Raw genomic sequence first — 11,173 nt, forward strand, 5'->3', positions numbered from 1 at the left:
GTGCGATGACCTCGACTCAGCAGATCCGCGAGGCCGCGCGGCGACGCCGGCGGCGCGCCCGGCTGCTGGTGGGCGTCGTCGCGGTGCCGACGGCGGTGCTCGCGGTGTCGTCGCTGATCGGCGGCCAGGACGGTGACGGCGATGCGCGCGGCAGGCCGACCCCCTCGCCAGGAAGGCAGAGCGGCCCCATCTCGCCGCAGGGCGCGGTGACGCTGCCGGGTGCGGCCGAGCTCCTCGACGAGCGTTTCCCGGTGCGGTTCCCGCACACCCCGCAGGGGGCCGCGGCGGCGATGGCGGCGATGCTCAGCGCCAGCTGGACGCTGGACGCCGACCACAACCTGCGGGCCGCCGACATCTACGCCCAGCCGCAGATCCGCGAGCGGGCGCGGGAGGCGGCCGTCCCGTCGGCCAGGGGCATGCGCGAGCACATCGGCCTGCCTCCCGACGGGCCGCTGCCCGACGAGGCGTACGTGCGGGTCACCCCGATCGGCGTCCGCTGGAAGGTGATCACCCCCGACCAGATCCGCGTCGCGATGATGGTCGACGTCACCGCCGCCGCCAGCGCGCAGGCCACGCCGCAGTCGGAGGTGGTGGCGCTGGGATCGGACTGGGTGTGGGACCGCTCCGTGCGCGGCGGCGACTGGGTGTGGACCCTGGACGACGTCAGCGAGTTCGTCCCCGAGATCGCCGATCCGGGCACCCAGAGGTTCACCAGCCTGGGGTGGCTGCCGGTCGACTCCTGACGCCGCCCGCCCCGCGTCCGGATCGCCCCTCGCGCTGACGAACGCGAGTTCCCCGTCTGTCCCCGACTCCGTTGCGAGACCGACCATGACACGCAGGAGCAGGCCGCTGCGAACACGGTCGGCGCGTACCTGGCACGTGCTGCTGTTGGCCGTCCTCGTCGCGGTTCCGGCGACGGCTCCACCCGCCGTCGCCGCGCCGGACGGCCAGGCCACCGCCACGCCGACTCCGACGGCTTCAGCCACGTCCTCACCGGATCAGCAGCAGGCGGACCGGTCGGACGTCGACCTGAAGGAGTGCTTGAAGAACCTGGCCCCGTGGAACAAGCCGGAGCAGAAGCTCGACAAGCTCATCGAGTGCCTGCAGAAGGCCGCCCGGCAGGTGCCCGCACCGCCCTCACCCGGCGACGTGGCGGGCTCGGCGGGGGAGGCGCTGCTCAAACCCTTCGCGGAGGGCATCGCCAAGACCGCCAACGAGCTGGTCCTGATCACGGTGACGGGCTGGTTGCAGCTGCCGTCGATCCGCATCACCGACTCGGGCGTCTTCGTCCAGCCCGACCGGTACCGCACCGGCACCGAGCTGCCCCAGGGCGGCTGCCTGCAGCCGATCCCCAACGCCACGCTCGGCCCGACGCCGGACGCGACCGGCGCCGGGTCGGCGGCCGGCACGGGCTCGGACACCGCGCCGGGGACCGGGTGCGGGCCGAGCAGGGCGGTCAGCCAGTTCTCCAGCGCCCGGCTCCAGGCCGTCATGGTCGGCGTCGGCACGATCATCGCGACCCTGTTGCTGATCTTCGCCGCGATGCGCACGGCGTTCACCCGCAGAGGCCACCACGTGACGGAGGCGCTGCAGGGCCTGCTGGTCATGGCGGTGATGACCGCCGTCGGGCTGACGCTGCTCAACGGCCTGCTGATCGCCTCGGACGCGCTGACCGAGCAGATCCTCGACAGCTCGCTCAGCCGGGACCTCGGCGAGCGGGTGTCGGCGATGCTCGGGCTGTCCGTGGCGGCCTTCGGTCCGGTGCCGGTGATCCTGTTCGGGGTCGTGGTGTTCGCCGTCGCGGTGGTGCAGCTGGTCATGCTGTTCATCCGGCAGGCGGCGATCCCGGTGCTGGCGATGCTGCTGCCGGTGGCCGCGGCCGGGCAGGTCGGCGGGCGCATCTCCCGCCAGTGGCTGGTCCGGCTGTGGACGTCGCTGCTGGCGATCGTGGCCTACAAGCCCCTGGCCGCGCTGATCTTCGCGGTGGGGTTCCTGGAGACCGGCGAAGGCCGCGGGTTCTGGGACATCGTCCGCGGTCTGACCACCCTGGTCCTGGCGATCCTGGCGCTGCCGACGCTGATGAAGGTCTTCACCCCGATCGTGGGGCAGGCGGTCAGCATCGGCGCGCACAACGTCACGCTGGCCTCGTTCGTCGGCGGCGCCGCCGAGGGGGGCTCCGTGCTGGGCTCGCTGATCAGAAGCCACGGCGGCGCCTCCGGCGGGGACGCCGACGCCGCGGTCCTTCCCGCCCATCCGCAGTCCTACGAGCGCGCGGGCGCCCTCGCCGGCGCGGGCGGCGCCACGGGCGCGGCGGCCGGGGGAGCCGGGCTCGCCGCGGCGGTCGCGGCCGGCACCGCCCGCCGGGTCGACGAGAAGGTCGCCCAGGGCGCGGACGCCTTCGTCGGAGGCGACGGCGCCGTGCGGACCGCGCCGCCCGGCCCGGCCCCGGCCGACGGCGGGCCGGCCGCCGCCCCGCCGGTGCCGGAACCGCGCGTCGGCCGCCTGGCGCCGCCCCCGGCCGACGCGACCGATCCGCCGGCCGGGACCGGCGACCCGGATCGTCCCGATCCGGAGCCGGCCGCCGAAGACCCGCCCGTGCCCCGGCCGCGCGAGGCCGACGTGCACCAGGCCGACCCGCCGCGGATGCGGGACGGGGAAGCGGAGGGCGAGCCGCGGTGACCGGAATCGGCCCCACCAGGAGCTACGGGGACTGGCGGCAGAGCCGGTCGATCGGCCTGGGCGGCATGGACACCCGCCAGACCGTGATGGTGGTCTCCTCCGTCCTCGTCCCGCTGTTCGCCTTCGCGTTCGCCGGCCCGGCGCCCGGCCTGACCGCCGCCGTCCCCGCCGCGGCGGTGCTGCTGCTGGCGGTCACCCGCCGCGGCGGCGTGCTCGTGCTGGACCTGGCCATCGCCCGGCTGCGCTGGCAGCGGGCGCACTGGCGGGCCGAGACCGCCTACCGCGGACACGTGCTCACCGAGCTGCCCAGAGCCTGGGACCTGCCCGGCCTGCTGGCGCCGCTGCGGCTGCTGCAGGTCGACGACCCCGGCCGCGGCCCGGTCGGCGTGGTCTGGAACCAGGCCACCGGCCGCATGTCCGCCACGGTGCTGCTGTCCCCGGCCGGGGCGCTGCTGAACGACCTGTCCACCATCGACGCCCAGGTCGCCTCCTGGGGGAACCTGCTGGCGTCCCTGGCCGACGACGAGTCCGTCTGCCACGCCGCCGTCACCATCGAGCTGGTGCCCGAGGCCGGCACCCGCCTGGCCGACCACGTGGCCGCCCGGGTCGCGCCCGATGCGCCCCGGCTGGCCAAGGACGTCCTCGGCCGGCTGGTGGCCGCCGCGCCGCGCGGCGCGTCCCGGGTGCGCGCCCGGCTGACGTTGACGGTGGATCCGGCGCGCGGCGGCCGCAGACCCCGCTCGGCCGCCGACGCGGCCGCCGAGGCGGTCCGCGCCCTGGGCGGGCTGTCGATCAGCGCGGCCGGCGCCGACGTGCTGCGCCGCGCCACCCCCGCCGACCTGGTCCGCATCGTGCGGACCGCGTTCGACCCCGCCGCCGAGGCCGCGCCCGACAGCGCGTGGAATCTGGACTGGTCGGACTCCGGCCCCCTCACCGCCGAGGAGCACCTGGACCGCTACGAACACGACGGCGCGCACTCGGTCTCGTGGGTGCTGCTGGCCGCGCCCCGCCAGCGGGTGGCGCACGACGTGCTGTTCCCCCTGCTCCGGCCGGGCCGGTTCCCCCGCCGCGTGACGATCATGTACCGGACGCTGTCGCGCGAGGAGGCCGGCGCCGTCCTGGAGCGCGAGGCCAACGTCGCGGCCGCCCGCGAGATCGCCCGCCGCAAGTCGCGCCGCGACCCCACCGCCCGGGAGGCCGCCGACCGGGCCCGCGCGGTCCGCGCCGCCCGCCAGGAGGCCCGCGGCGCCGGACTGGTGCAGTTCACCCTGCACGTCACCGCCACCGTGACCGACCCGGCCGACCTGGAGGAGGCCAGGAGCGAGGTCGAACGGGCCGCCGGCGACTCGCGCCTGAAGCTGCGGGTGGCGCGCGGCGGGCAGGCCGCCGCCTTCGCCGCCGGGCTGCCGGTCGGCGTCTTCCCGCCGGACGCCTGACCCGACCGTCGCCCCGACCGAGAACGACAGCGATGAGACAGGGACGCAGATTGCGCAGGAACCTCAGACGCCCGGCCCCCGGCAGGCTCGGCGGCCGGAGCGGGCGGCGGCGTGCCGGCGACGCGCCGGGCCCCGGCGCAGACGGGCCCGACGGCCGGGAGCAGGGCCGCCCGGCCGCGCTGAACCGGCGCGCGATCGCCCCTCGCCGCGGGTGGCCCGGCCCGGCCAACGGACGCGCCGCGCACGTCGAGGCCGGGGCGGTGTACCTGGGCACCACCACCGAAGTCGCCGGGCTGTTCCCGTTCCTGCAGGCCTCCGGCCTGCCCGCCGAGGGCGTGCCGATCGGCCCGGACCTGTTCAGCGGCGAGATGGTGTGCCTGGACCCGGCCGGATGGGTCGGCCGCCTCACCTCCAACCCGGGGGTGTGGGTCCAGGGCCAGCCGGGAGCCGGCAAGTCGGCGATCGCCAAGCGCATGGGACTGGGCCTGGTGGGTTACGGCTACCAGCTGCTGATCCCGGGCGACGTCAAGGGCGAGTACCGCGACCTGGTGACCGCGCTCGGCGGGCAGGTGGTGCGGGTCGGCCGCGGCCTGGACCGCATCAACCCGCTGGACTCCGGCCCGCTGGGCCGCAGGCTCGCGGCGCTGCCCGGCAACGAGCGGGAGCGGCTGCTGGCCGAGGTCAACGGCCGCCGCAGCGAACTGGTGCACGCGCTGCTGGCCACCGCGCACGGCCTGGGCCGCCGCCCCCGGGCCGCCGAGTCCACCGCGCTCAACACCGCGATCCGCGCCACCGTGCTGGCCGCGCCCGGCGCCGACCCGACCCTGCCGGACGTGATCGGCGCGCTGCGGAACCCGCCGCAGGAGCTGATGGACAAGCTGATGGTGCGCGGCCGGGACGAGTACATCGCCCTCACCCGGGAGCTGGTGGCGGCGCTGGAGAACCTGTGCGACGGGCCGCTGTCGGGACTGTTCGACGCACCCACCACCACGCCGCTGGACCTGGACGCCCCGGCCGTCAGCGTGGATCTGTCGGCGATCCTGACCGCGGGCGACAACGTGGTCGCCGCCGGGCTGCTGGCGTGCTGGGCCTACTCCTACTCGGCCGTGGACACCTCCCGCGCGTTCGGGTTCGCCGACCGCCCCATCGTGCTGGTCTTGGACGAGCTGTGGCGGGCGCTGCGGGCCGGCCCGGGGATGGTGGAGGCGATGGACGGCATCACCCGGCTCAACAGGTCCAAGGGCGAGGTCTCCATGATGGTCACCCATTCGCTGGGCGACCTGCAGGCGCTGCCGTCCGAGGAGGACCGGGCCAAGGCGCTGGGCCTGATGGAGCGGTGCGACACCGCCGTCCTGGCCGCCATGCCAGCCTCCGAACTGGCGCGCTTCGCCGAGCAGAAACCGCTCACCGACCGCGAGCGCACGCTCGTGGCGTCCTGGGCGGCGCCGACCGCCACCGGCGTGGACGGCACCGGCCAGCTCCATCCCGGCCGCGGCAAGTTCCTCATCAAGCTCGGCCACCGGGTCGGCATCCCCGTCCGGCTGCAGCTCACCGCAGCCGAGGCCCGGCTGTACGACACCGACCAGGCCATCCGCCGCCGGCTCGCCGAAGAGGCCGGGGGAGGGGCCCGGTGACCGGGGACCGGCCGTCACCGCGCGGCGGCGACCTCGCCCCGTGGCTCGTCCTGGGGGTGATGGCGGCCGGGCTGACGCTGCTGGCCGTCGTGTGGGCGGGCGGCACCCTGGGGGCCGCTGCGACCGGCGGCGGCTGGCACCCGCCGTCCTTCTCCCTGGCCACCCTGGCGGCCTTCCTGCGCGGCGGCCCCGCCGCGCTGTGGCCGGACGCGCCCGCCGCCGGGCCGATCGCCGGCATGCTCGCCGCCACCGCCGCCCTGGCCGCCCCGCTCGCCCCGGCCGCGCGGTGGCTGGGGCGCCGCCGGCCCCGGGGCGGGCTGGCCGCCGTCGCGCAGGTGGCCGACCTGACCCGGTCCGGCATGGCCGAGCGGGCCCGGCTGCTGCGCCCCTCCCTCGCCGGGGCCGACGAGATCGACGCCCGCGAGGTGGGGATCCGCCTGGGCGACATGGAGCCGCACGGCCCCGCCCTGTACGCCTCCTGGGAGGACACCCTGCTGGCGCTGATGGGCCCCCGTTCCGGCAAGACCAGCGCCGTCGCCGTCCCCACCGTCCTGCGCGCCCCCGGACCGGTCGTGGTCACCTCGGTCCGCGAGGACGTCTACACCCTCACCGCCACCGCGCAGGCCCGGCGCACCGGCCCCGAGGACGGCCGGCCCGCGCAGCTGTGGGCGCTGGACCCGCAGCACATCGCGTTCCTGCCCCGCGACTGGTGGTTCGACATCCTGGCCGAGGCCCGCACCTTCGAGGGCGCCTGGCGGCTGGGCGGGCACTTCATCTCCCTGCTCGGCGACAGCGACCGCCTCACCTCCGACTTCTGGCTGTCGGCCGCCCGCGCCCTGCTGACCGGCATGTTCCTGTCCGCGTCCCGGGCGGGCCGACCCGTCTCCCAGGTGCTGCGCTGGCTGGGCAACCCCGCCGACACCGAACCCCTGGACGCCCTGCGGGGCCACCCGGTCGGCGCCGACCTGCGCAGCCGCATGGACGCCGCCGTCGAGACCCGCGACGGCATCTACCAGACCGCCCGCGAGGCGGTCTCCTGCCTGCTCGACCCCGACATCCTCGCCTGGGTCACCCCGCCGGCCCCCACCGACACCACTAAAGTGCGCCGGTTCGACCCCGACGCGTTCGTCGCCGGCCGCGACACCCTGTACCTGCTGTCGAAGAAGGGCACCGCCTCGGCCGCCGGGATCGTCGCCGCCCTCACCGACGCCGTCCTGCGCGCCGCCGAACGCCGCGCCGACCGCTCGGCCGGACGGCTCGACCCGCCGCTGACGGTCATCCTCGACGAGGCCGCCAACGTCTGCCGCATCGCCGACCTGCCCGACATGTACTCCTACATGGGCGGCAAGGGCGTCATCCTGATCACCATCATCCAGAACTACCCGCAGGGGCAGGCCGCCTGGGGGAAGACGGGCATGGCGGCGCTGTGGAACGCCTCCACCGTCAAACTCATCGGCGCCGGCGTCGACGACCCCCGCCTGGCCGAGGACGTCTCCAAGCTCATCGGCGAACACGACGTCCCCGTCCGCAGCGTCTCCTACGGCGGCCGGCAGGGCCGCTCCACCAGCACCACCCCGCAGCTGCGCCGCATCGTCCCGCCCGACAAGGTCCGCTCCCTGCGACGGGGCCACGCGTTCCTGTTCGCCACCGGCCACCCCGTGACCCTGCTCAGACTCCGGCCCTGGTTCGGCGAACCCGACGCCGACCGGCTGCGAGCCGACCTCACCCGCCAGCGCGACCTGCTCAAGGCCCGCGCCGAATGCGCCACGTCCGCCGCCGACCCGCACCGACAGGCATGACGAACAGCGACGACCGCCAGTACGCCGAGGACATCGCCGACCTGAAGGCCCAGGTCAAGGGGCTCACCACGAAGGTGCGGGAGCTGCAGGAGCAACTGGAGCAGCTGATCGCCAGCGGCCCGGCCGTGCCTCTCACGCCCCCGGAGGCGACGATGGCCCCGCCTCCTGCCGAAGCCGGCTCCGCGGAACCGCACATCCTGTCGCTGGAGGGCGCGGCCTTCACGCGCGCGCTGGAGAAGCTGGCGACCTGGGTGGACGACTACTTCATCCCGGCCTTCGTGGCGGGCCGTCCGATCAAACCGAACAGCCCGTGGTGCCCCGAGTGGTGGCGCCACCCCGAGGCGCTCACCCGTCTGGAGGCGCTGCATCGCGCCTTCGAGGAACTGGTCACCTCGCCCAAGGCCACGCCGAGCGGGCACGCCAGATGGATCACCGACTACGTCGACCCCACGCTGGAGCAGCTGCGCTCACCCACCGGCCCCTTCATCCGCTGCACCACCGACCCCGACTACCCGAAGCACAACGCCCCGCAGGCCTTCCCTCTTGCCCGCTTCCACCGGTCCTCCAGCAACACCGACTGAGCCTCCGCCCTCTTCATGGCTCACGCCGAGGGCAACACCCCAAATGACCTCCTCCCGCCGTCATAGACTCGCAGCTCACCAAGCATCAGCTCCGCACACGCGAAGCTTCGGGCCGTGCCGTTCACGTCGGCGCTACGGCTGCGGAAGGACGGGTCGACCTGGAAACGGTGCGCTCAGCGGCCGCGTTGGCCACGCATGGGCGAGGCGGGCGCCGGTCGGGTCAGCCTCGTACGCAAGGACGGTCCACGATGGCCCCGCCAACGTGGGCGCCAACGCAGCGCAACAGCCAGAGCATCCACCTGTCGCTTGGGCCACGCATGGGTTTGCAAATCCAACTAAATGAAAACCGGCCTTCTCCGCTATAGACTCGCAGGTCAGCAAGTGTCGGCCCCGCGCACGCGGGGATGGTCCGGTGCTGTCCGGCTGGGGCGACTACATCTTCTAGTCGGCCCCGCGCACGCGGGGATGGTCCCACCGTGCACGCCGTCGCGCTCGCCACCGCCGCGTCGGCCCCGCGCACGCGGGGATGGTCCCCGGGACTCGGACCATGCGCCGGCGGGCCAGTCGTCGGCCCCGCGCACGCGGGGATGGTCCCCACAGGTCACGGAACACCAGGCCACGGCCGCCGTCGGCCCCGCGCACGCGGGGATGGTCCTCCCCCCGATGGCGTTTTGTGCGAGTAGGGAGCGTCGGCCCCGCGCACGCGGGGATGGTCCGGAGGCCCCGCAGGTCGCCGAGGCCTCCACAGGGTCGGCCCCGCGCACGCGGGGATGGTCCGTCGGTGGCGGTGATGATCTCCCACCGGCCGCGGTCGGCCCCGCGCACGCGGGGATGGTCCCCTCGAGGTCAACCCGCTGTTCTTCTCGATCACGTCGGCCCCGCGCACGCGGGGATGGTCCCACCTTCACGCTCAGGTACCGCGTCGGCGGCGGGTCGGCCCCGCGCACGCGGGGATGACCGCGCTCGCCCTCCATGTGGAGGTGCGGGGCGGCTTTGTCATGCGGGCCGACCCGCGCCGACGCAGTCCCGCGGTGGGGAAGTGTCACTGGGGCATGATGCCGCGATGGGTGGCCCACTGCTCAGCAGCCGTGGCCATGGCCTTGAGCCACTCGTCCGGCCAGCGCTTGGCCCGGCTGGTGTGCATGTTCAGTGCAGCAGCCGCGAACGCGTCGATGGCCCGAGGGTCGGCGGCGGACCATGCCGGGCAGCGCGCCGCCCACTCCTCCGCCGCCTCTGGGGTGTGGCCGGCGGCGACCAGCTGCACGACGAGGCAGGCCGGGTCGATGAACCCGGCGCCACGCGTGGGCCATGACCAGTCGATCGCCCACATGCGCTCGTCGGCGACCAGCAGGTTGGCGGGGTTGATGTCGGTGAACAGGAGGGTGTCGCCGCGGAACGACTCGGTGTGCGTCGGGTCGGCGGTGAACCGGTCCCAGCGGGTCTCGTGCCAGCTGTGGGCGATGTCGGGCAGCGGCAGCTCGGCGATGCGGGTGAGGGTGTCGACGATCCTCGGCAGGTCCGGCGAACCAGGTGTGAAGTCGGCCGGGCTCGCGTGAATCACCTCGAAGCCGAGCGCGAGCCACTGGTCGGTCTCGGCCCGCCAGAGCACGGCGGGGGAGAACGCGGAGACGAACGGGTTGATGAGCCCTTCCCGGACGAGGCTGTCGCGTCGGCCACCGGGCCGGTTCGGCACCGCCTTGACGAAGAACTCGCCGCGCGTGCCACTGATGAGGACGGTCACGGCCGAGCTGTTGCCGCGGCTGGTGGGGCGGATGCCGCGGATGTCACCGGTGTGGGGGCGGATCGCGTCCTCGAAGCCGGGTCCGGGAAGGGCTGCCATGGGCTACCTCAGTTTCTCGGGTTGCAGCCGCTCAGCGGTGTGCCCGGGGAGCATTCCTCGTCGGGCTCGCACGGGCCCGACTGCGCGATGGTTCGGATGGCGGCGGTGGCGTCGGCCAGGGCGGTGCCGCTGAGGATATCGGCCAGCGCCTGCTCATGGACGTTTCCCACGCGCATCCACTGGGGCATGATGCACGGCGTCACCGTCCGGGCCGACCGCTGCCTTCCCGGTTCCGCACCGGCCGCACAGCCCGCCCGTGTCCGGGGCCTGCCCGCCGCTCGCACGCCCGAACGGACGCACCCGGTAGACCCTGATCGACTCGACCCCGAATGCATGCAGGTCGCGGCGCGCCGCGTCGACACGCTGCCCGTCGCCGGTGTCGACGATGCCGACGCGGATCGGGACACCGGCCTGGACGGCGCGCTGGATGTTCGCGCGGGTACGGGCGTGGGTGGGGCGACCGGTGATCGCGTTGTGCTGCTCGGCGTGGTCGGAGTAGTAGGAGGTGGCCAGGGACACCCCCGGCTGCTGGAACGTCCGCCACCAGGCCGGGGAGACGGCGACGAGGTTGGTGTAGATCTCGACTTGCAGGCCGAGGGTGAGCGCGCGGTCGGTGATCTGGAGCGCGTGCGGGTGCAGGGTCGGCTCGCCGCCGATCAGCTGGATGCGCTCCACGCCGCAGTCGGCGGCCTCGTTCAGGACGCGGATCCAGTCGCTGACGGTCATGGTGCCGTGATCTCCGGCGGGGCTGGAGGAGTTGTAGCAGTGCGAGCACGCGAGCTGGCATCGGCGAGTCAGGTCGAGCCAGAGCATCCGGGGCACCGCTTGCATGGGGGGTGCCTGGTCGGTGATGGTCATGGGCTTCTCGCCCCTTCCCGGCGCGCTGCATGGATGGGGTCCGCGGGTTCCGAGTGCGCGCCTGCCTCAAGGCCTGCGGGGGCGGAGCGGGTGACCGCGCCATGGAGACCCGCCGTCTGGTGTCGCGGCCCCGGGCGTGGGTGTGCCGCCAGTTCTCGGGGCCGCGGGGCCTATCGACGGATCGGGTTGTCGGGTGAGTCGAGGTAGACGTACTGGCGGTCGGGGGTGACGGCGACGCCGAACCGGTCAGTCGGCGGTCGTCCGAGGTCCTCCCACCACCGGTAGGCGGCCTCGATCTCCTCCCACAGGCGGCGCTGCCCGTGCTGGAGCACCCGGTGCACGGTGG

9 protein-coding genes and 1 CRISPR repeat array are annotated in these 11,173 nt (G+C 74.6%); of the genes, 6 read left to right on the plus strand and 3 right to left on the minus strand.

The window, feature by feature from the left end:
• Positions 1-5: 5 nt before the first annotated feature.
• The 6 genes from ABD879_RS20415 (at position 6) to ABD879_RS20440 (ending at position 8,129) form a co-directional block, all read left to right on the plus strand.
• Positions 6-743 (plus strand): hypothetical protein, encoded by a 738-nt coding sequence (locus ABD879_RS20415; protein ID WP_345023097.1) that lies wholly within the window; start codon positions 6-8, stop codon positions 741-743.
• 298 nt (positions 744-1,041) lie between these two features.
• Entirely contained in the window at positions 1,042-2,679 is a 1,638-nt protein-coding gene (locus ABD879_RS20420) for a hypothetical protein (protein WP_345023098.1), read from the plus strand.
• Positions 2,676-4,115: an SCO6880 family protein gene (locus tag ABD879_RS20425; protein ID WP_345023099.1), complete on the plus strand. Its 1,440-nt coding sequence runs from the start codon at positions 2,676-2,678 to the stop codon at positions 4,113-4,115. Before ABD879_RS20420 ends, ABD879_RS20425 begins: the two co-directional genes overlap by 4 nt.
• Positions 4,116-4,165: 50 nt before the next feature.
• Positions 4,166-5,749, plus strand: coding sequence for an ATP-binding protein (locus ABD879_RS20430; protein WP_345023100.1), 1,584 nt, complete (start codon positions 4,166-4,168; stop codon positions 5,747-5,749).
• Complete coding sequence (locus ABD879_RS20435) at positions 5,746-7,548, plus strand: type IV secretory system conjugative DNA transfer family protein (protein WP_345023101.1); 1,803 nt, start codon at positions 5,746-5,748, stop codon at positions 7,546-7,548. Before ABD879_RS20430 ends, ABD879_RS20435 begins: the two co-directional genes overlap by 4 nt.
• Positions 7,545-8,129 carry a DUF4913 domain-containing protein gene (locus ABD879_RS20440; RefSeq protein WP_345023102.1) on the plus strand — a complete coding sequence of 195 codons (585 nt, stop codon included), beginning with the start codon at positions 7,545-7,547 and terminating at the stop codon, positions 8,127-8,129. The genes ABD879_RS20435 and ABD879_RS20440 overlap by 4 nt, the downstream gene beginning before the upstream one ends.
• Before the next feature lie 383 nt (positions 8,130-8,512).
• A CRISPR array of direct repeats spans positions 8,513-9,089; the repeat unit is 28 nt; unit sequence GTCGGCCCCGCGCACGCGGGGATGGTCC.
• Positions 9,090-9,171: 82 nt separating this feature from the next.
• On the opposite strand, the gene ABD879_RS20445 is transcribed toward ABD879_RS20440, so the two are convergent.
• The 3 genes from ABD879_RS20445 to ABD879_RS20455 are packed head-to-tail and all read right to left on the minus strand — an operon-like array spanning position 9,172 to position 10,782.
• Positions 9,172-9,969, minus strand: a complete 798-nt coding sequence (locus ABD879_RS20445) for a protein kinase family protein (protein ID WP_345023103.1) — start codon at positions 9,967-9,969, stop codon at positions 9,172-9,174.
• 8 nt (positions 9,970-9,977) lie between these two features.
• Positions 9,978-10,139 (minus strand): hypothetical protein, encoded by a 162-nt coding sequence (locus tag ABD879_RS20450; protein ID WP_345023104.1) that lies wholly within the window; start codon positions 10,137-10,139, stop codon positions 9,978-9,980.
• Entirely contained in the window at positions 10,123-10,782 is a 660-nt protein-coding gene (locus ABD879_RS20455) for a radical SAM protein (protein ID WP_345023105.1), read from the minus strand. Before ABD879_RS20455 ends, ABD879_RS20450 begins: the two co-directional genes overlap by 17 nt.
• Positions 10,783-11,173: the final 391 nt, after the last annotated feature.

The organism is Actinomadura keratinilytica, from assembly GCF_039539665.1.
GTDB lineage: Bacteria > Actinomycetota > Actinomycetes > Streptosporangiales > Streptosporangiaceae > Spirillospora > Spirillospora keratinilytica.